Raw genomic sequence first — 20,074 nt, forward strand, 5'->3', positions numbered from 1 at the left:
CTCCTCAGCTCCGGCGCCGGAGCAGCCGCAGCCCCAGTGCGGCGCCCACGGGAAGGGCCGTCGCGGCGGCGATCGTCGCCCAGCGGGCCGTGCGCGAGGGTTCGGGCGGGCGGCCGGCCAGGCGTTCCGGGTGGTCGCTGGGCAGGTTGCCGTCCAGGCCGAGCGCGAGGACCTCGGCGAGGTGCAGGGCGCGGCGGCCGGTGCCGCCCTCCTCGATCTGGGTGCGGCAGCTGAAGCCGTCGGCGAGGACCAGGCTGTCGGGTGCCGCTCCGCGTACGGCGGGCAGGACGCCCTGTTCGGCGACGGCCATGGAGACCTCGTGGTGGCCGCGTTCGAAGCCGAAGTTGCCGGCGAGGCCGCAGCAGCCCTCGTCGAGGACCTCGGCGTCCAGGTGGGCGCGGCGCATCAGTTCGCGGTCGGCGTCGAACTTCATGATGGCGTGCTGGTGGCAGTGGGTCTGCACGGTCGCCTGCCGGGCGAGCTGCGGTGGCCGCCAGCCGTCGGGGGCGTGGTGGACGAGCTGCTCGGCGAAGGTGCGGACCTGTCCGGCCAGCCGCTGCACGTCCTGGTCGGCCGGCATCAGCTCGGGGGCGTCGGCGCGGAAGACGGCCGTGCAGGAAGGTTCGAGGCCGATGATCGGGGTGCCCGCCTCCAGGTAGGGGCGCAGCACTCCGAGCGTGCGGGTCAACACCTTCTTGGCGACACGGAGTTGGCCGGTGGAGATCCAGGTCAGCCCGCAGCACACCGGCTCGGTGGGGACGGCGACGCGGAAGCCCGCGTCCTCCAGGACCCGTACGGCCGACTTCGCGATCGAGGGGTGGAAGTAGGTGCTGAACGTGTCGGGCCACAGCACCACGGTGCGCGGGTCGGACGGGTCCGGCTCCTCCTTCCCGCGGGACCGCCACCACTGGACGAAGGACTCCTCGGCGAACACGGGTGCCGAGCGGGCCTCGTCGATGCCGGCGAGCCGCTTGCCGAGGCGGGCCAGACCGGGCGCGTGGAGCGCGGCGTTGACCACGGAGGGGGCGATCCGGGAGAGCCGGGCCCACACCGGCAGGTAGCCCATGGAGTAGTGGGCCATGGGCCGGATGCGGCCCTCGTAGTGGTGAGCCATGAACTCCGCCTTGAGGGTGGCCATGTCGACGCCGGTCGGGCAGTCGGACTTGCAGCCCTTGCAGGCCAGGCACAGGTCGAGCGCGTCGCGTACGGCGGTGGAGCGCCAGCCGTCCTTGACCGCGGAGTCGGCGTGGCCGTCGAGCATCTCGAACAGCAGCCGGGCCCGGCCGCGGGTGGAGTGCTCCTCCTCCATGGTGGCCCGGTAGGAGGGGCACATGACGCCGCCGGAGTGGCTGCGGCAGTTGCCGATGCCGACGCAGCGCATCACCGCGCGGTTGAACGAGTGCTCGTCCTCGGGGAAGTCGAAGTGGGTCGAGGGGGTGGCCGGCCGCCAGGAGGGGCCGAGCCGCAGCTGGCCGTCGACGGGGTTCGGGTGGACGACCTTGCCGGGGTTCATCCGGTTCGTGGGGTCGAACAGCGCCTTCAGTTCGCCGAAGGCGGTCACCAGCCGCTCGCCGAACATACGGGTGAGCAGTTCGCCGCGGGACTGGCCGTCGCCGTGCTCGCCGGACAGGGAGCCGCCGTAGGAGGCGACGAGGTCGGCGGCGCGCTCCACGAAGCGCCGGAAGTGCGCGACACCCTCGGCGGTACGCAGGCCGAACGGGATGCGGGTGTGCACACAGCCCTGGCCGAAGTGGCCGTACAGGGACGGGTGGTCGTAGTCGAACTCGTCGAACAGGTTCTTCAGGTCCCGCAGGTAGTCGCCGAGCCGGTCGGGCGGTACGGCGGAGTCCTCCCAGCCCTCCCAGGTCTCCCGGTCGTCCGGCGGGCGCGCGGTGACGCCGAGTCCGGCCTCGCGGGCCTTGAGCATCTTCTGCTCGCGTTCGGGGTCGTCGGAGAAGGCGACGGTGCGCTCCTTCTCGTCGCGGCCGATGGCCCGGAGCAGGGCGTGGGCCTGCTCGTCGACGTCCTCCTGGCTGTCGCCGCTGTACTGGACCATCAGCCAGCTGTCGCCCTCGGGCAGCACGTTGAGGGAGTCGAGGTAGGCGCCCTCCTCGCGCATCAGCTGGGCCATGCGGCCGTCCAGCGCCTCCAGCTGGCTGGGCGAGCAGTGCTCCAGCAGCCGCGGTACGTCGTCGGCGGCGGCGCAGATGTCGTCGTAGCCGAGGACGAGCAGCGACTGGTACGCCGGCACCGGCACGAGGTCGAGTTCGGCGCGCAGGACCGTCACCAGGGTGCCCTCGCTGCCGACGAGTGCCCTGGCCACGTCGAAGCCGTTCTCGGGCAGCAGGGAGTCGAGGTTGTAGCCGGAGACGCGGCGCGGGATCTTCGGGTAGCCGCGGCGGATGTCGGCGAGGTACTCGGTGGCGATGCGGTCGAGGCCGGCGTAGATCTCGCCGAGCCGCCCGCCGCCGCTGACGATCCGGTCGCGTTCGTCGGGCGGGGTGGGGCCGACCCAGGCGCGCTGGCCGTCGTAGGTGAGGATCTCCAGGCGCCGGACGTTGTCGACGGTCTTGCCGTAGGCCTGGGCGGAGGCCCCGCAGGAGTTGTTGCCGATCATGCCGCCGAGCGCGCAGTGGCTGTGGGTGGAGGGTTTCGGCCCGAACTGCAGCCTGTGGACCGCGAGTTGCCGGTTGAGCTCGTCCAGGACGATCCCGGGCTCCACCACACAGGTGCGCCGCTCGGGGTCGACGGTGATCAGCCGGGTGCAGTACTTGCTCCAGTCCAGCACCACGGCGGTGTTGGTCGACTGTCCGGCCAGGCTGGTGCCGCCGCCCCGGGACAGGACGGGGGCGTCGAAGCGTGCGCACACCGACAGCGCCCGGGCGCCCGCCTCCACCGTGCGGGGGACGACGACACCCAGGGGGACCTGCCGGTAGTTGGAACCGTCCGTGGCGTAGGCGCCGCGGCTGCCGGCGTCGAAGCGGACCTCGCCGTCCACCTCGGCGCGCAGCGCCGCCTCCAGGCCGGTCATGTCCGCAGGGGTCATCTGCGCTCCCTTGAGTTCACCGACGTGCTGCCCCTTCCGGGGACGGGCGAGTACCCGTCAATTCATCAGGCAAAACTGAACAGTCCGAGCTGGACAGTTCCGGCTGTTGGTCCTAGGGTGGACGCCATGGCTGACATCTCCGACTCCGCCGTGCGCACCGCACGCGACCTGCGCGTGGTGTTCAGCCGGCTGCGGCGCCGCATCCGCGAGGTCGCCCAGGACACCGATCTCAGCCCTTCCCAGGAGTCGGCGCTCACCCTCGTCGGCAAGCACGGCGCCGCCACGGCCAGCGCGCTCGCCGCCGCCGAGGGGGTACGCCCGCAGTCGATGGCGACCACACTGGCGGCCCTGGAGCGGCACGGTCTGATCCGGCGCGCCCCCGACCCGGACGACGGCCGCCGCCAGCTGGTCACCCTGACCGACGCCGGGCGGGCCCGTATCGAGGGCAACCGGCAGATCCGCGAGGAGTGGCTGGCCCGCGCCTTCCAGGACCGCTACACCGAGGAGGAACGGCAGACGGTGCGCACGGCGCTGGAGCTGATGCAACGGCTGTCGCAGCCGTGATACCGGGGCTCACCGCCCTGTTGCCGGCGACGACCCAGCCGGACCGCTCGCTCGGCCGGCTCACCACCGCACGGACGACCACCCTTCGAAAGGTCTGACCAGCCCATGTCGCTCACCACGCTCGACCCCCGGACCGCCCTCGTCGCGATCGACCTGCAGCACGGCATCGTGGGCATCCCCGTCAAGCCGCACACGGCGGCGGACGTCGTCTCCCGCACGGCCGAGCTCGCCGACGCCTTCCGCTCACGGGGGCTGCCCGTGGTGCTGGTGCGGGTCTCCTTCGCGCCCGACTGGGCCGACGCGATCCCCGGCCGAACCGAGCACCAGGCACCGGTGGCCGCCTTTCCGGAGGGCTGGGACGTCATCGTCGACGAGTTGTCCGGCCACGACGGCGACATCCATGTCACGAAGCACAACTGGAGCGCCTTCCACGGCACCGACCTGGACGTCCAGCTGCGCCGCCGCGGCATCACGCAGATCGTGCTGACCGGCATCGCCACCAGCATCGGCGTGGAGTCGACCGCCCGCGACGCCTACGCCCACGGCTACCACGTCACCCTCGCCACGGACGCGATGGCCGACGCCTACGCCGAGGCACACGCGAACAGTGTCGAGCGGATCTTCCCTCGGCTCGGTGAGAGCGGCACGACCGCCGGGATCCTGGAGCTGCTCGCCAAGACCTCCAACTGACCGGCCGGCCCGGCCCCTTGCCGCGGGATACCCGCCCGCCGCCGCGAGGGGCCGGGTTAGCATGCGGCCACGCGCACCGTGCCACGGACGCAACGGCCGGCGGACGAGGGGGGCTTGGAACCGGATGCCGGTGAGCTGTTCCGCCGCAACCACCCGCGCTCCGCGGTCGTCGTCGAGCGCTGCGGCTCCGGGGTCGCCGTGCCGGGCGGACGGACCCTGACGACCACGACGACCTGGAAGGCATGAGGCGTGCGACAACTGGGGATAGAGGGTGCCTGGGTGCTGGAGCCCCAGGTGTTCCCGGACGAGCGGGGCAGCTTCCACGAGTGGTTCCGGGGCGCGGACTTCCGCGAGACCACCGGCTACGACCTCGACCTCGCCCAGGCCAACTGCTCGGTGTCCCGGCGGGGTGTGCTGCGCGGCATCCACTTCGCCGACGTGCCGCCCGGTCAGGCCAAGTACGTCACCTGTGTGCACGGAGCCGTCCTCGACGTCGTGGTGGACATCCGCGTCGGCTCCCCCACCTACGGGCAGTGGGAGGCGGTACGACTGGACGACGGGACCCGGCGTGCCACGTTCCTCGCCGAGGGCCTCGGACACGCCTTCATGGCGCTCACGGACGATGCCACGGTGGTGTACCTGTGCTCGACCGGATACGCGCCGAAGCGCGAGCACGGGGTGCACCCGCTGGACCCGGCGCTGGGCATCACCTGGCCCGAGGGGATCGAGCCGGTGCTGTCGGACAAGGACGCCGAGGCCCCTCCACTGGCCGAGGCGGAGCGGTCCGGGCTGCTGCCCACGTACGCGGCCTGCTCCGCCCACTACGAACGGCGGCGCTCGGGCGGGCTCAGCGGCTGACGCCTCGGTCGGCTCAGTCCTCGCCCCGCACGATGTTGTCCTCGCAGACGGTGCCCTGCTGCGCCCGGCCGCGGTCCACCGTCGCGGGGAGACAGGTCCGCACTCCCCGGCCTCGCCGGCGGCGGGCCTTCGCCCAGCCGGTCTCGGCGTAGGGCAGGGCGGGTTTCTCACTGGGATGCGCGGTCACGTCGTCCATCTTCCTTCTGCGTTCTGCCGGCCGGAGCCGGTCCGCCGGCCCTGCGTGGGCCCGTGTGCGGCCGTGCCTCATCGGGGGCCTGTCTGCGATGTGTGCCTCACCGGGTCCCCGGAGCGCCGCGCCCGCAAACCCGGCGCCCCCCGCACCCGCTGAGCCCCCTGCACCAGCGACCCCCTCAGGTCCGGCCGCCGCCTCCGCCGCCGAAGGACCCGCTGGAACCGGGCGACCAGCGGGGGCGGTGCTGGTCGTCGGCGCGCCGGGAGCGGACGTTGCCGATCTGATAGGGAGTGAGCCGCTCGTTGTCATCCCCGGCCTGAGGCAGATCGTCGGGTTCACGCATCTCGACGGTCTCGTGGACCGGGCCGGTCGGCGGCATCGTGGGGTGCTCGTGGGGTCGCGGCGGGGCCGGTTCGCGCTCGCGTACCTTGAAGCCGAGCCGGACGGCCCAGATCAGTCCCGCGACGCAGGCGACCCCGGCCAGCAGGATGAGGACGTATCCGAAGACCTGCGCACCCGCTGCTGCTACGTACATGGCGACGTTCATGGGGCGCCGGGTACCCGGCCGAGCGACGGATACGACCCCCGATACGAGGCGTGGCGCGCCGGAGGCCGAAGGTCACGCGGAGTAGCGTCATCCGCGATGACGGAACTACCCGAATTGCCGGACACCCAGGAGATCGTCGCCCGCTACACGGCACCCGCCCCGCGCCCGGGCCGGGCTGTGCTGCGCTGGCTCTCCACCGCCGACCACAAGGTGATCGGCCGGCTCTACATGGTCACGGCGTTCTGCTTCTTCCTGCTCGCCGGGCTGCTCGCCCTCGGAATGCGCGCGGAACTCGCCCGGCCGGGTCTGCAGTTCCTGAGCAAGCAGGGCTACGACCAGTTCTTCACCATCCACGGCACCATCATGATGCTGCTGTTCGCGACCCCGATGTTCGCCGGGTTCGCCAACGCCGTGATGCCGCTGCAGATCGGCGCGCCCGACCTGGCCTTCCCGCGGCTGAACGCGCTGTCGTACTGGATGTACCTGTTCGGCGGCCTGATGGTGGTCTCCGGCTTCCTGGTGCCCGGCGGGGCGGCGGCGTTCGGCTGGTTCGCCTACGCGCCGCTGAACAGCGCCTACTACTCCCCCGGCGCGGGCGGCGACCTGTGGGCGATGGGGCTGGTGATCTCGGGTGTGTCGACGACGCTGACCGCGGTGAACTTCATCGCCACGATCGTGTCACTGCGCGCGCCGGGCATGACGATGTTCCGGATGCCGATGTTCACCTGGAACGTGCTGTTCACCTCGATCCTGATCCTGCCCGCGTTCCCGGTGCTCGCGGCGGCGCTGCTGGCACTGGAGGCGGACCGGAAGTTCGGGGCGCACGTCTTCGACGCGGCGAACGGCGGGGCGCTGCTGTGGCAGCACCTGTTCTGGTTCTTCGGGCATCCGGAGGTCTACATCGTGGCGCTGCCGTTCTTCGGGATCGTCTCGGAGATCATTCCGGTGTTCTCCCGCAAGCCGCTGTTCGGTTATGTGCCGATGATCGGGGCGACGATCTCGATCACCATGCTGTCGGCGGTCGTGTGGGCGCACCACATGTTCGCCACCGGCGCGGTGCTGCTGCCGTTCTTCTCGATCATGTCGTTCCTGATCGCGGTGCCCACGGGCATCAAGTTCTTCGCGTGGATCGGCACGATGACCGGCGGCTCGGTGTCGTTCGAGACCCCGATGCTGTGGTCCATGGGCTTTCTGGTGTCGTTCCTGCTCGGCGGGTTGAGCGGGGTGCTGATCGCCTCACCGCCGCTGGACTTCCATCTGACCGACACCTACTTCATCGTGGCGCACCTGCACTATGTGCTGTTCGGCACGGTGGTGTTCGCCATGTTCGCCGGATTCTACTTCTGGTGGCCGAAGTTCACCGGGAAGATGCTCGACGAGCGGCTCGGCAAACTGCACTTCTGGCTGCTGTTCCCGGCGTTCCAGCTGACGTTCCTGGTGCAGCACTGGCTCGGCGAGCAGGGGATGCCCCGCCGGTACGCGGACTATCTGCCCACGGACGGCTTCACCCTGCTCAACACCCTGTCGTCGGCGGGCGCGTTCCTGCTGGGCATCTCCACGCTGCCGTTCCTGTACAACGTGTGGCGCACCGCCGCCAAGGGTGAGCAGGTCACCGTGGACGACCCGTGGGGGTGGGGGCGGGGCCTGGAGTGGGCGACGTCGTGCCCGCCGCCCCGGCACAACTTCGTGGCGCTGCCCCGGGTGCGCTCGGAGTCGCCCGCCTTCGACCTGCACCATCCGGAGGTCGAGCAGCCGGCCGGGGAGAAGGAGATCCGATGAAGGCGGAGGCGATGCTGTTCGGCGGGGTCGCGCTGTTCTTCGGCGGGGTCGCCGCACTGTACGGGGTGTGGTCGGGAGAGGAGGCGGGCACGGTCGCGCTGGTCGTCGCGTGCGGGATGGCCGGCCTGGTCGCGTTCTTCTGCCTGATCCAGTACCGGCGCCGCGGGACGCGGGCGCAGGACCGCACCGAGGCGGAGATCGCGGACGCGGCCGGGCCGGTGGCGTTCTTCCCCGACGAGAGCCTGTGGCCGATCGTCACCGCGCTCGGTTTCGCCCTGACGGCGACCGGCGTGGTCTTCGGGCTGTGGCTGTTCCTCATCGGCCTGGGCGTTCTGGCGCGCGGGGTGTTCGGGATGGTGTTCCAGTACGCGCACCGGTGAGCGCTCTGCGCGGGGCGCCGGGCCGGAAGGTCTCCACGGGCTCGTGATCGGTCTCGTAGCCGCCGGTGACGCTCTGCCGGATCTCGCCCGTCGGCACGCCCTCGGCGAGGCGCTCGTTCTCGGCCGCCGTCAGGGCCCGGCACAGCCACCGGGTCACCAGGAAGGCGAGGACGGGTGCCACGATCAGGGCGATGCGCAGGACCCAGGTGATGGCGTTGACGGAGATCCGGAAGGTCTGGGCGATGACGTCGTTGCCGCCGGCCAGCAGCAGCACGCCGTAGAACACGGTGCCCGCCACGCCGAGCCCGGTGCGGACGGGCCGTTCGCGGGGCCGGTCGCACAGGTGCCGTTCGGCCCACCACTCCCCGGTGAGGCGCTGTTCGACGAACGGATAGGCGTACAGCGCGGTGAACAGCAGCCCCGGCAGGACGACCGCGGGGAGCAGGACGTTCCACATGAGGGTGTGTCCCGCGACGTTCGTCTCCCAGGGCGGGACCAGCCGCAACGCGCCCTCCAGGAAGCCGACGTACCAGTCGGGCTGGGAGGCGGTGGACACCTGGTCGGGGCGGTAGGGGCCGTAGTTCCAGACCGGGTTGACCTGGGCGACGCCGGCCAGCAGCACCAGCAGGCCGGAGACGATGACGGCCAGGCCGGCGGAGGTGCCGGTGAACTGCGGCACGAACGGCTTGCCGACGGCGTTGCGCTGGGTGTGTCCAGGACCGCGCCACTGGGTGTGCTTCAGATGCACCACCAGCATCAGGTGCACGGCGACCAGGGCGAGGAGAGCGCCCGGGAGCAGCAGGACGTGCAGCGGATACAGGCGGGTGATGATGTCGTGGGACGGGTACTGGCCGCCGAAGGCGAGGAAGGCCACGTACGTGCCGACGACCGGGATCGACAGCATGATGCCCTGCGCGATGCGCAGCCCGGTCCCGGACAGCAGGTCGTCGGGGAGCGAGTAGCCGGCGAAGCCCTCGGCGAGCGAGACGGCGAACAGGGTCACCCCGATCACCCAGTTCAGCTCGCGGGGCCGGCGGAACGCGCCGGTGAAGAAGATCCGCAGCAGGTGCGCGCCGATCGCGGCGACGAAGACCAGCGCGGCCCAGTGATGGGTCTGCCGCATCAGCAGCCCGCCGCGCACGTCGAAGCTGATGTGCAGGGTGGAGTCGAAGGCGGCCGACATGCGCACACCGCGCAGCGGCACATAGCGGCCCGCGTAGACGACCTCGCGCATCTCCGGCTGGAAGAACAGGGTCAGCCAGACCCCGGTCACGATCAGCACCAGCAGGCTGTACAGCGCGAGTTCGCCGAGCAGGAAGGACCAGTGCTCCGGGAACGCCTTGCGCAGCAGCGGGCCGGCCTCGTACACCGGCAGCCGGGCGTCCGCTGCGTCCACGAGCCGCTCGGCGCGGCGCCCCGTACGGCTCATGCGGTCTCCGGCTCCGCCGCCGCCCGGGCCACCTCGGCCTCGACCTCGGGGCGCGGCCGGCCCGTCTCCTTCGCGTACTCGCTCACCGCGGTCTGCGCGTCCCGGGCCAGGTCCCGCCAGGCGCGCAGCGCGGTCTCGTAGGTGCCCGACTGGGCACCGCTCATCCGCCGTTCGGCGGGCGGGCCGTAGGCGTCCCGCAGCTCCTCGACCGTGGCGTGGGCCGCCTCGGCCGCACGCTGCTTCTGCACGAGTTCTTCGAAGGTGTGTGCCACACCAATCGACCCTAGGCACCGCATCCGGGATACGCCTCTCCAACCTGCCAAAACGCACCCGTGTGGCGGTCAACCACGGGGGACGGCCGGCCGCAGGCGACACGAGGCCGCCCGTGCCGGCCAGCCGCCCGGTACCCGCCCGGCCCCGGCGGTCAGCCGCCCGGTACCAGGTCGGCCCAGACCTGTTTGCCGCCGCTGACCGGGAGGGTGCCCCAGGCTGCCGATACCGCCTCGACCAGGAGGATGCCCCGGCCTCCGGTGGCCTCCCAGCCGATGCTGGCGGGCTTGACCGGACTGCGCGGGGAGGAGTCGGCGACGGCGAGACGGAGACGGTGGTTGACCAGGCTGAGGTCGAGACGGACCTGCCCGCCGGTGTGCACGAGCGCGTTGGTGACGAGTTCGGAGACCACCAGCAGGGCCGTGTCGAGGGTGTCCTGCGAGACGCCCCAGGCATTCAGCGTGCGCCGGGTGAAGCGGCGGGCGTGCCGCACCGCCTCCGGCACCCGCCACACCGTCCAGCTCTCGCGCAGCGGCCGTACGGCCATGCCGTCGTAGCGCATCAGCAGCAGGGCGACGTCGTCGTCGCGGTGCGCTCCGGTGAGCAGCGCGTCGGCGAGCAGGCCGAGGTGGGCCGGGTCGGCGGCGGACAGCTCGCGGGCGAACCGGTCCATGCCGACGTCGATGTCCTCGTCCGGTGACTCCACCAGGCCGTCGGTGGTCAGCGCGATCACCGTGCCGGGCTGCAGCCGCAGCGGGGTCATCGGGAACTCGGCCCGGGCGAGCACTCCGAGCGGCGGGCCGCCCTCGGCCCGGACGATCTCGGCGGTGCCGTCCGGGTGGCGCAGCACCGGGTGGAGGTGGCCGGCGCGCACGCACCAGGCGGTGCCCTGCTCCATGTCGACGTCGACATAGGCACAGGTGGCGAAGAGGTCGGTCTCCATGTCCAGGAGGAGCCGGTTGGCGTGGTCCACGACCACGTCCGGGGCGTGCCCCTCGGCGGCGTAGGCGCGCAGCGCGGTGCGCATCTGGCCCATCAGGGTCGCGGCGCCCGCGTTGTGCCCCTGGACATCGCCGATGACGAGGGCCACATGGTTGTCGGCGAGCGGGATGACGTCGTACCAGTCGCCGCCGACCTCCAGGCCGGCCGTGGTGGGCAGGTACCGGGCGACGGCGACCGCACCGGGCAGCCGGGGCAGGCGGCGCGGCAGCAGGGTGCGCTGGAGCATGCCGACGAGTTCGTGCTCGGCGTCGAAGGCGTGGGCGCGCAGCAGGGCCTGGCCGGTGAGGCCCGCGCAGGCGGTGAGCAGGGCGCGTTCGTCGGGGCCGAAGTCGCGCGGGCGGTCCCAGCCGATCAGGCAGGCGCCGGCCATGCGGCCGCCGGCGGGCAGCGGCAGCACCGCGAGGCCCCCGGGGCCGACCTCGGCGAGGGCGGGCTCCAGCTCGGTGCCGGCCGGCCAGATCCGGGCCCGGCCCTCGCGCAGCGCGGCGGCCAGGGTGGGCATGGTGCGCACCGGCGCGTCGGGCCACTCGGTGCGCCACTCGCTGCGCCACACCTCGGGCCAGGCCTCGGGCTGGGGCGGGTCGAGGACGGTGACGACGAGCCGGTCGTTCTCCAGTTCGGCGAGCGCGATCCGGGAGGCCTGCAGCGGCCCGCGCAGGGCGGCGACGACGGCGTTGCCGACGTCCTTGACCGTGCCGGCGGTGGCGAGGGCGGCGGCCAGGCGCTGCACCCGGGCCACGTCGGTGACGTCGGAGCGCAGGGTGGAGGCGTCGGCGACGGTGCCGACGAGACGGGCGGAGCGGCCCTCGCCGGCGGGCTCCAGCCGGCCGCGCAGCCGCAGCCACCTCGGTGCGCCGGACGGCTGCAGGATGCGGAACTCCAGCTCGCGCTCGCCGATGGACATGTGGTCCGCCTCGACCACGGACATCAGCGCGGGCAGGTCCTCGGGCACGGTGCGCCCGAGCAGGGTCTCCACCCGGCCGTCGAAGGCGTCCCGGGCGAGCCCGAACAGGCGCAGGATCTCGTCGCCGACCTCGACCCGGCCGCTCTCCATCACCAGGCTGAAGGCGTCCGGCGGCAGCTCGCCCCGCTCGCCGGCGGGCGCGGCCGGAACGGGTACGGCAACGGCACGGACGATCAGTTCCAGGCAGGCACGGTCGTCGGCGCCGAAGCCGCCGGGGTGCTCGCTGACGGCCAGCAGACAGCCGCCGCCCGCCGGGCCGAGCGGCAGGGCGGCCAGGGAGAAGTCCGGGGACGGGGTGCGCCGTGCCTCGGGGCAGCCGGCCAGCTGCTCGGGGGCGAGCCACAGCGGGCGTCCGGTGCGGTGGGCCTCGGCGACCGGGGAACTGCTGTCGGCCGGATAGGCGTCGCGCAGTCCGTACAGGGTGCGGGGCAGGCCCGCGGACTCGGCGAGGAACAGCTCGGACGGGAAGTCGCCGGGCACGTACACCCCGGCGAAGGACGCCCCGGCGAAGACCAGCGCCTGTTCCAGGACCCGGTGGAGCCGGTCGGGCGTGTCGGGGGCCGTGGCGAGCGTGTCCAGGGCGGCTTCGGCACGCTCCGGCGCCGTTCGCGTTCCGCTGATCGCAGCGCCCTCACTCACCACGTTCGCCATTACAGCGCGTACGGGCCCGCGGCGCAGCCCCTGCGGACGTTCCGGGTGTTCCCGGCGCGTGCCCGTGTCGTTCGAAAGCCGCCGAACGCATCTTGACGCGTGAGTTCCGCACGGTGTCCTCGTGACAGACGTGACTGTCCGCACCCGGCCGGCTCCTGCGAGTGTCTTTTCCGGTCACACGACGAGGGGCGGGAGGCGCATGGACAAGCGGTACGAGGTGTACGCGCTCGCCGACGGGCACTTCTACGACACGCCCGACCGGCTCCCCGGGGCGGACGGGGCACCGGCGGCGCTGTTCGCGACGGCGCGCCGCACCGTCCCGGAGGGCTGGCACGCGGCGCGCTCCGGCGACTGGCTGACGCTGACCCCGCTCGACGCCGACGGGGCGCCGCTTCCGTCGCCGGCGCAGGGCTGGAAGGTGCACTCCTCGGCGACCGCCGCGAACGCGGAACGGATCGCGGACATCGTGTGGGACTACTGCGTGCCGCGCCGCATCCCGTTCAAGTTCGTGCCCGGCCCGCATCTGCTGCACCTGCGCAACGCCAAGTACGCGGGCCGTGACACCAGCGGCAAGTTCGTCACCGTCTACCCGGCGGACGAGGATCAGCTGCAGCGGGTGCTGCGGGAACTGGGCGCACTGCTGGAAGGCTTCGAGGGGCCGTACATCCTCACCGACCTGCGCTGGCACGACGGCCCGCTCTACGTCCGCTACGGCGCTTTCGCCCGCCGGTACGTCGTCGACGAGCGCGGCTCGCTGGTCCCGGCGGTGACCGACGGCACGGGCCGGCTGGTACCGGACCGGCGGGCCCCGTCCTTCCAGGTGCCCGCGTGGGTGACGCTGCCGGAGTTCCTGCGGCCGCACCTGGAGGCGCGCAACACCACGACGGTCGGCGAGCTGCCGTACCGCATCGAGAAGGCGCTGCACTTCTCCAACGGCGGCGGCGTGTACGTCGGCACCGACACCCGGGACGGGCGCCGGGTGGTATTGAAGGAGGCCCGGCCGCACGCGGGGCTCGCCGCCGACGGCGCGGACGCGGTGGCCCGGCTGGAGCGGGAGAAGGCGGCGCTGGAACGGGTCGCCGGCACCGGTGTGGTGCCAGAGGTCCGGGACTGGTTCACGCTCGGCGAGCACCGGTTCCTGGTCATGGACCACTTGGCGGGCCGCCCGCTGAACTCCTTCTTCGCCGAACGGCATCCGCTGCTCACGCCCGACCCGGACCCGGCGAAGGTCGCCGCGTACACGGCGTGGGCACTGCGGATCAACGCGGCGGTGGAGCGGGCGGTGGCGGCCGTGCACGCGCGCGGGCTGGTCTTCAACGACCTGCACGTCTTCAACATCATGGTCTCCGAGGACGACCAGGCCGGGGACGAACGGGCCGGGGACGAACGGGCCGGGGGCGAACAGGCCGAGGACCAACAGTCCGTGCATCTCATCGACTTCGAGGCCGCCGCCCCCGCCGAGGCGAACGCCCGGCAGACCGTCGCCCACCCCGGTTTCTTCGCCCCGCCCGACCGCCGCGGCACCGACGTCGACCGCTATGCGCTGGCCTGTCTGCGGCTCGCCCTGTTCCTGCCGGTGACCACGCTGTTCGTGGTGGACCGGGGCAAGGCCGCGCATCTCGCCGAGGTGATCGCCGAGCAGTTCCCGGACGTGCCGCGTGCCTTCCTGGACGAGGCGGTCGCCGAGATCACCCGGGACGCGGCGGGCGGGCGGCGCAGCCGGCCGGCCCCGCCGGTGGTGCCCGGCGACTGGCCCTACAGCCGGGACTCGATGGTGAAGGCGATCCTCGCCTCCGCCACCCCCGAACGCGACGACCGGCTCTTCCCCGGTGACATCGCCCAGTTCTCGGACGGCGGCGGCCTCGGCCTCGCGCACGGCGCGGCCGGGGTGCTGTACGCCCTCCAGGTGTCCGGGGCCGGACGCTACGAAGAGGGCGAGCGCTGGCTGCTGGCCCACACCGCCCCGCCGCCGCCCGGCACCCCGCTCGGCCTGTACGACGGCCTCGCGGGTGTCGCCCTGGTCCTCGACCAACTCGGCCACAGGCAACGGGCGTTGGACCTGGTCGACGGCATCCTGCGGGAGAACTGGCGCAGCCTCGCCTCCGACCTGCACGGCGGACTCGCCGGCCTCGGCCTGGTCCTCGGCCGGCTCGCGGACACGACCGGCGAGCCGGCCCTGCGGCAACACGCCGCCGAGGCCGCCGACATCCTCGTACGGCGACTCACCGAGCCTCTTCCTGACACCCCGCGCCGACGCGCCGGGCTGCTGCGCGGCGCGACCGGGCCCGCGCTGTTCCTCCTGCGCCGGTACGAACAGACCGGTGAGGACCGCTTCCTGACTGCGGCGGCCGAGGCGATCCGCCGTGACCTGGACTGCTGTGTGACCCAGGAGGCGGGCGGCGGCCTGGAGGTGGACGAGGGCTGGCGGACGCTGCCCTACCTCGGTGACGGCAGCGTGGGCATCGGACTGGTCCTCGACGACTATCTGGCGCACGCGGACAGCGCGGAGTTCGAGCGCGCCCGGACCGGCATCCTGACCGCCGCCACCTCCCGTTTCTACGCCCAGCCCGGTCTCTTCCAGGGCCGCGCGGGAATGATCCTGCACCTCGCCCGCGGCACCGCGCCGGGCGTCACCCGGGAACGGCTGGAGCAGCAGATCGCCGGGCTCGGCTGGTTCGCGATGGACTACCAGGGCCAACTCGCCTTCCCCGGGCATCAGATGATGCGGCTGTCCATGGACCTCGCCACCGGTACGGCAGGCTGCCTGCTCGCGCTCGCCGCGGCCCGCGACGACGCCCGCACCGCGCACCTGCCGTTCCTTCCGCCGCCACCGGCGGCCCCCGCACGCGGCTCCGCACCGACGGAGCCGTGACACACAACCCCCGTCCCCAACCAGGAAAGGACAACGTCATGGCACTGCTCGACCTGCAGACCCTTGAGTCCGAGGAGTACACCCACACCGGCGCGAGCACCGCGAGCCTGCTCTCCTGTGTGTCCGCGGCGAGCGTTCTGCTCTGCCTCTGACCGGGTGAGTCCACGGCTCCGGACGGCACCGTCCCGTGGGGGCGGTGCCGTCCGGAGCCTTCCCGTTCCCGCCCGACCCGAGCGAGGTCGCAGCCGATGAACTCCCGCCCCGACCGCGCCACTTCGGCAGCCGCCCGTGCCTTGTCGCGCGCGGTGCTGCGCCAGGGCGGCGCCCGCTGTGCCGTGCTCTGCGCGGTGAGTACGGCGGCCACGGCGGCCGGTCTGCTGCTGCCCGCCGTGCTGGGCCACACCCTGGACCTGCTGCTGGCCCGCGCCCCGGCCGCCCTCTGGGTCGCCGGCTGCGCCGGGCTCGTTCTGCTGCTCGCCCTGCTGGACGGCTGCGCGGGTGTGCTCAGCGGCACCGTCGACGCGCAGGCCACCGCATGGCTGCGCCGGTATCTCACCGGCCACGTCCTGGCGTCGGGTCCGCGTGCGGCGGCCCGGTTCGGCGCCGGGGATCTGGTGGCGCGGCTGGTCGGCAACGCGGCACAGGCGGGGACGGCGCCGGGTGCGCTGGCCGCCCTGCTCGCCGCGCTCGCCGGACCCGTCGGGGGCGTGGTGGCGCTCGCTCTCATCGACCCCCGCCTGGCGGCCGTCTTCCTCATCGGGGCTCCGGTCCTGGCCCTGTTGCTGCGCGCCTTCACCCGGGACACCTCCGCGTGCGTGGCCGACTACCAGCGGGTGCAGGGCCGGATCGCCGGCGCGCTGGCGGAGGCGGTCGACGGTTTCCGTACGGTCCGGGCCGCGGGCATCGAGGACCGCGAGACCGCCCGGATCCTCAGGCCGCTGCCCGAACTGTCGCGTGCCGGGCACCGCATGTGGCAGGTGCAGGGGCGGGCCGCCGCGCGGGCGGTCGCCGTGGCACCCCTGCTGAACCTGGGCGTGCTGGCGGTGGCGGGGCTGCTGCTGGCGCGGCACCGCCTGTCCGTGGGCGAGGTGCTGGCCGCCTCCCGGTACGCGGTGCTCGTCACGGGCGTCGGCGCGCTGGTCGGGCAGCTGGCCGCACTCGCGCGGGCCCGCGCGGCGACCGGCCGGCTCGCCGAGGTACGCGCCGAGCCGGCACCCGGACACGGCACACGCCGCCTGCCGCCGGGCAACGGCCGGCTGGAGCTGCGGGCGGTCAGCGCGCTCCGGGGCGGACGAACCGTCCTGGACGGCGTCGACCTGACCGTCCCGGGCGGCACCACCCTGGCGGTCGTCGGACGTTCCGGCGCCGGCAAGACCCTGCTCGCACAGGTCGCCGGCCGGCTCGCCGACCCCGACACGGGCGAGGTCCTCCTCGACGGCGTCCCGCTGCGCGACCTCGCCCACGCCGAACTGCGCCGCGCCGTCGCCTACGCTTTCGAGCGCCCCGCCCTGCCGGGTACGACCATCGAGGACACCATCGCCTTCGGTCTCACGCCCGCGACACCTGCCGCCGTCCGCGCCGCCGCCCGGCGCGCCCAGGCCGACGGCTTCGTACGGCGCCTCCCGGACGGCTACGCGACCCGCACCGCAGACGCACCCCGCTCCGGCGGCGAGTCCCAACGCCTCGGCCTGGCCCGCGCCTTCGCCCAGGGCGGCCGGCTGCTGATCCTCGACGACGCCCTGTCCAGCCTGGACACGGTCACGGAACACCACATCAGCCGGACCCTGCTGGCCCCCGACCCGTCCCGCACCCGCCTGCTGATCGCCCACCGCGCGACGACCGCGGCCCGCGCCGACCGGGTCGCCTGGCTCGACGCCGGACGCGTCAGGGCGGTCGGGACCCACCGGGAACTGTGGCGGCGGGAGGCGGAGTACCGGGCGGTGTTCAGCGGCGACGGAGAAGAGGAGAGGGAGAGCGCGACGGGGGCGGCACGGACCACCGGCACCGGGGTGCCACGGGAGACCACGGCCGGGCGCGGGAACGCAGGCGCCGTCGAGAGCGGGGCCGGGGCGGAGGGCCACTGACGGCGGCGGGGACACGGGACGGACACCGCTCCGGGAGCCGGAGCCGCCGCGCATGCCGGGCGGGGACCGGGAGCCGGCAGATACGCCGGACCAGGACCGGAAGCCGACGAAAGGGCGGAGCAGGACCACAGGCGGGACTGGCACACCGGGCCAGGACCCGAAACCGACACACACCGGGAGCGGAAGTTGGGGAGCGAGGGCGGGGAGCGGGAGGCGGCGGGAGTGCCGAGCGGGGGACGCCGGTCCCGGCTCGCCGGTCGGTCCGGTGCCGTGGCCGCGGGCCGGATCCCCGGGGACCCGGTGTCCGTCCGTGTCCGAGCGGGCCGGTTCGTGCGGGAGCGGTGGCGGGTGCTGGTCCGGCTCGGCGTGTGGTCCGTGCTGGAGGCGGGACAGACCTTCCTCGTCGGATACGCCCTCGCACGGGCCCTGGACGCCGGGTTCCTCGCCGGGAACACCCGGGCCGGGCTGCTGTGGCTGGGCGCCGCGGGACTTTCGGTGTGTGCCGGGGCGTACGGGACCGGACGGGTGTACGGCGTGGTCGCCGAGCTGGTGGAGCCGGCCCGGGACCGGCTGGTGACGGCGGTGGTCACGCGCGGGGTGCGGGAGGCGGACACGGGTGCGCTGTCCGGGCTCACCCAGCAGGTGGAGATCGCCCGGGACACGCTCGCCGGTGTGGTGATGGTGACCCGCTCCTTCCTGTTCACCGCCGCCGGCGCCCTGATCGGCCTGTTCTCACTGGCCCCGCTGCTCCTCTCGGTCGTCCTGCCGCCGCTGCTCGCCGGGGTGGCCCTGTTCGCCGCGACGCTTCGGCCACTGGCCCGCCGCCAGGAGGCGTTCCTCGCCGCCGACGAGGCACTGGCCCAGGAGCTGGGCGCGCTGCTTCCGGCGCTGCGGGACGTCACCGCGGCCGGTGCCGAGGAGCGGGTCGCCGACACCCTCGGCGAACGCACCGACACGGAACTGCGGGCCGCCCGCTCCCTGGCGCGCTGGAGCGTGGCCCGGGTGGCCGCCCTGGCGGTCGGCGGCGAACTGCCGGCGGTCCTGCTGCTGGTCACTGCGCCGTGGCTGCTCGACCACGACGTCACCCCGGGCGCCCTGGTCGGCGCGCTCGCCTACGTCACCCAGTCCCTCCTCCCGGCCCTGCACACCCTCGTCCACGGCCTGGGCACCAGCGGCTCCCGCCTGACGGTCGTACTGCGCAGACTGAACCGGGACTCTCGACCCCGGGCAGAGCAGCCCCCCAAGGGGCGCGGGGCCGTGTCCATCAGCGGCTCCGCCGCGGGGCGCGACCAGCCACGGCAGACCGGCACCCGCCACACGACCGCACTCGCCCTTTCCTCCCAGTCCCCGCCCGCCCTTTCCCTTTCCTCCCTCACCTTCGCCTACGGCCCCGCCAGTGAACCCGTCCTGCACAACCTCGACCTCATCCTCCAGGAGGGCGCCCACCTGGCGGTCGTAGGGCCGAGCGGAATCGGCAAGTCGACGCTCACCGCCCTCATCGCCGGTCTGCTCACCCCGCAGCACGGCACCATCCGGGTGTACGACCACCCCGTCCCCGCGCCGCAGGCGACCGTGCTCATCCCCCAGGAGGCCTACGTCCACACCGGCACCCTGGCCGAAAACCTCACCCTCTTCCGCAACGGTCCCGTGCCGGAGGCCGAACTTCTGGCAGCCGCCGACGCGGTGGGACTCAGCCCGCTCCTGGGGACACTGGGCGGCCTGAGCGCCACGGTCACCCCGGCGGAGCTGTCCGCAGGCGAGCGGCAGCTGATCGCGCTGACCCGCGCCTACCTCTCGCCCGCCCCGCTGGCCCTCCTGGACGAGGCGACCTGCCATCTCGACCCGGAGGCGGAAGCGCGCGCCGAACGGGCCTTCGCGGCGCGTGCGGGCGGCACGCTGATCGTCGTCGCCCACCGGATCAGTTCGGCCCGCCGCGCCGAGCGCATCCTCGTCATGGACGGCCCGCGCACCGCCTGCGGCACCCACGGCGAACTCCTGCGCACCTCGGACCTGTACCGGGAGCTGGCCGGCGGCTGGACGACGCACCCGGCGCCGCAGCCCGGCTAGTCACGCCCTCCCCCGCGCACCCAGTCCTCCCCCGCACACCCAGCCCTCACCGTCACACCCACCCCTCCCCCTGCGATATGCGAATCGCGTCGATCCGGTTGCGTGCGCCCGTCTTACGGGTGATCGACGCCATGTAGTTGCGGACCGTGCCGAGGGACAGGTGCAGGCTGCCGGCGATCTCCGCGATGGAGGCGCCCGCAGCCGCGAGGGACAGCACGCTCAGCTCACGTCTGGTCAGTGGCATCTGGGCCGCCTTGAGGAAGCCGAAGCCCAGCGAGGCGTCGACGAAACGTTCCCTCTTGGCGACGGACCGGATGGCCCCCACCAGCCGGTCCGGTGAACCCGCCTTGTCGACGAAGCCGAGCGCGCCCGCCTCGGCGGCCCGCTTCAGCAGTCCCGGCCGGTTCCCCTGGGCCAGCACCACGAGCGCGGGCGGCCTGCCGCCGGTGCCGGGCGGGCACAGGTCGCCGAGCGGCGGCATCCCCTGGCCGTCGGTACAGTCGAGGTCTGCCGCGCACACGTCCGGGCATAAGGACCGCACCCGGGTGGCGGCACCCTGCCACGGCGTGTCGTGCACATCCAGTCCCGGCTCCCGGCGCAGCCACTCCGCCAGGACCGATCGCACCAGACACGCGTCGTGCACCAGAAGCACCCGGATCACTGCCCGCCCCCTCGGCT

The 20,074-nt window shown here is 73.3% G+C and carries 17 protein-coding genes; 10 read left to right on the forward strand and 7 right to left on the reverse strand.

All coding sequences use genetic code 11. From position 1 onward, the window contains the following. Positions 1 to 4: 4 nt before the first annotated feature. Positions 5 to 3,046 carry an FAD-binding and (Fe-S)-binding domain-containing protein gene (locus ACZ41I_RS26135; protein WP_468515168.1) on the reverse strand — a complete coding sequence of 1,014 codons (3,042 nt, stop codon included), beginning with the start codon at positions 3,044 to 3,046 and terminating at the stop codon, positions 5 to 7. Positions 3,047 to 3,172: 126 nt separating this feature from the next. On the opposite strand from ACZ41I_RS26135, the gene ACZ41I_RS26140 reads away from it, so the two are divergent. The 4 genes from ACZ41I_RS26140 (at position 3,173) to rfbC (ending at position 5,158) form a co-directional block, all read left to right on the forward strand. Beyond that, on the forward strand, positions 3,173 to 3,610 hold the full coding sequence (locus ACZ41I_RS26140) for a MarR family winged helix-turn-helix transcriptional regulator (RefSeq protein WP_363218865.1): 438 nt from the start codon (positions 3,173 to 3,175) through the stop codon (positions 3,608 to 3,610). A gap of 105 nt (positions 3,611 to 3,715) precedes the next feature. Continuing rightward, positions 3,716 to 4,300, forward strand: coding sequence for a hydrolase (locus ACZ41I_RS26145; RefSeq protein ID WP_399775180.1), 585 nt, complete (start codon positions 3,716 to 3,718; stop codon positions 4,298 to 4,300). Between the two features lie 114 nt (positions 4,301 to 4,414). Continuing rightward, positions 4,415 to 4,546, forward strand: coding sequence for a hypothetical protein (locus ACZ41I_RS26150; RefSeq protein ID WP_363218867.1), 132 nt, complete (start codon positions 4,415 to 4,417; stop codon positions 4,544 to 4,546). A gap of 3 nt (positions 4,547 to 4,549) precedes the next feature. Beyond that, on the forward strand, positions 4,550 to 5,158 hold the full coding sequence (rfbC, locus tag ACZ41I_RS26155) for a dTDP-4-dehydrorhamnose 3,5-epimerase (protein ID WP_468515169.1): 609 nt from the start codon (positions 4,550 to 4,552) through the stop codon (positions 5,156 to 5,158). Positions 5,159 to 5,171: 13 nt separating this feature from the next. On the opposite strand, the gene ACZ41I_RS26160 is transcribed toward rfbC, so the two are convergent. After that, positions 5,172 to 5,354, reverse strand: a complete 183-nt coding sequence (locus tag ACZ41I_RS26160; RefSeq protein WP_399775173.1) for a hypothetical protein — start codon at positions 5,352 to 5,354, stop codon at positions 5,172 to 5,174. A gap of 175 nt (positions 5,355 to 5,529) precedes the next feature. Then, positions 5,530 to 5,898, reverse strand: coding sequence for a DUF6479 family protein (locus tag ACZ41I_RS26165; RefSeq protein ID WP_468515170.1), 369 nt, complete (start codon positions 5,896 to 5,898; stop codon positions 5,530 to 5,532). 96 nt (positions 5,899 to 5,994) lie between these two features. On the opposite strand from ACZ41I_RS26165, the gene ctaD reads away from it, so the two are divergent. Beyond that, entirely contained in the window at positions 5,995 to 7,677 is a 1,683-nt protein-coding gene (ctaD, locus tag ACZ41I_RS26170; protein WP_363218871.1) for an aa3-type cytochrome oxidase subunit I, read from the forward strand. Continuing rightward, the gene (gene ctaF / locus ACZ41I_RS26175; protein ID WP_468515171.1) at positions 7,674 to 8,057 is read left to right on the forward strand and encodes an aa3-type cytochrome oxidase subunit IV; all 384 of its coding nucleotides are present in this window, start codon (positions 7,674 to 7,676) and stop codon (positions 8,055 to 8,057) included. Before ctaD ends, ctaF begins: the two co-directional genes overlap by 4 nt. Here the strand turns inward: ctaF and qcrB are convergent. The 3 genes from qcrB to ACZ41I_RS26190 all read right to left on the reverse strand — a co-directional run bounded on the left by qcrB (position 7,993) and on the right by ACZ41I_RS26190 (position 12,373). Then, on the reverse strand, positions 7,993 to 9,486 hold the full coding sequence (qcrB, locus tag ACZ41I_RS26180) for a cytochrome bc1 complex cytochrome b subunit (protein WP_468318469.1): 1,494 nt from the start codon (positions 9,484 to 9,486) through the stop codon (positions 7,993 to 7,995). The genes ctaF and qcrB overlap by 65 nt on opposite strands. After that, complete coding sequence (locus ACZ41I_RS26185; protein WP_363218874.1) at positions 9,483 to 9,758, reverse strand: hypothetical protein; 276 nt, start codon at positions 9,756 to 9,758, stop codon at positions 9,483 to 9,485. The genes qcrB and ACZ41I_RS26185 overlap by 4 nt, the downstream gene beginning before the upstream one ends. Before the next feature lie 152 nt (positions 9,759 to 9,910). Next, a complete protein-coding gene (locus tag ACZ41I_RS26190; protein ID WP_468515172.1) occupies positions 9,911 to 12,373 on the reverse strand; it encodes a SpoIIE family protein phosphatase in 2,463 nt (820 codons plus the stop codon). Between the two features lie 199 nt (positions 12,374 to 12,572). Here ACZ41I_RS26190 and lanKC point away from each other — a divergent pair, with 199 nt between their 5' ends. From lanKC to ACZ41I_RS26210, 4 genes are all read left to right on the forward strand, one after another. Next, positions 12,573 to 15,245, forward strand: a complete 2,673-nt coding sequence (gene lanKC, locus ACZ41I_RS26195; protein ID WP_468515173.1) for a class III lanthionine synthetase LanKC — start codon at positions 12,573 to 12,575, stop codon at positions 15,243 to 15,245. Positions 15,246 to 15,283: 38 nt separating this feature from the next. Further along, positions 15,284 to 15,397 (forward strand): SapB/AmfS family lanthipeptide, encoded by a 114-nt coding sequence (locus ACZ41I_RS26200; protein ID WP_363218877.1) that lies wholly within the window; start codon positions 15,284 to 15,286, stop codon positions 15,395 to 15,397. Positions 15,398 to 15,493: 96 nt separating this feature from the next. Next, a complete protein-coding gene (locus ACZ41I_RS26205; protein WP_468515174.1) occupies positions 15,494 to 17,329 on the forward strand; it encodes an ATP-binding cassette domain-containing protein in 1,836 nt (611 codons plus the stop codon). 348 nt (positions 17,330 to 17,677) lie between these two features. Continuing rightward, entirely contained in the window at positions 17,678 to 19,396 is a 1,719-nt protein-coding gene (locus tag ACZ41I_RS26210; RefSeq protein ID WP_468515345.1) for an ATP-binding cassette domain-containing protein, read from the forward strand. Positions 19,397 to 19,448: 52 nt separating this feature from the next. Here the strand turns inward: ACZ41I_RS26210 and ACZ41I_RS26215 are convergent, their stop codons facing one another. Beyond that, positions 19,449 to 20,057, reverse strand: coding sequence for a response regulator transcription factor (locus ACZ41I_RS26215; protein ID WP_363218843.1), 609 nt, complete (start codon positions 20,055 to 20,057; stop codon positions 19,449 to 19,451). Positions 20,058 to 20,074 lie beyond the last annotated feature (17 nt).

It is taken from the genome of Streptomyces sp. NPDC030799 (genome assembly GCF_055572255.1).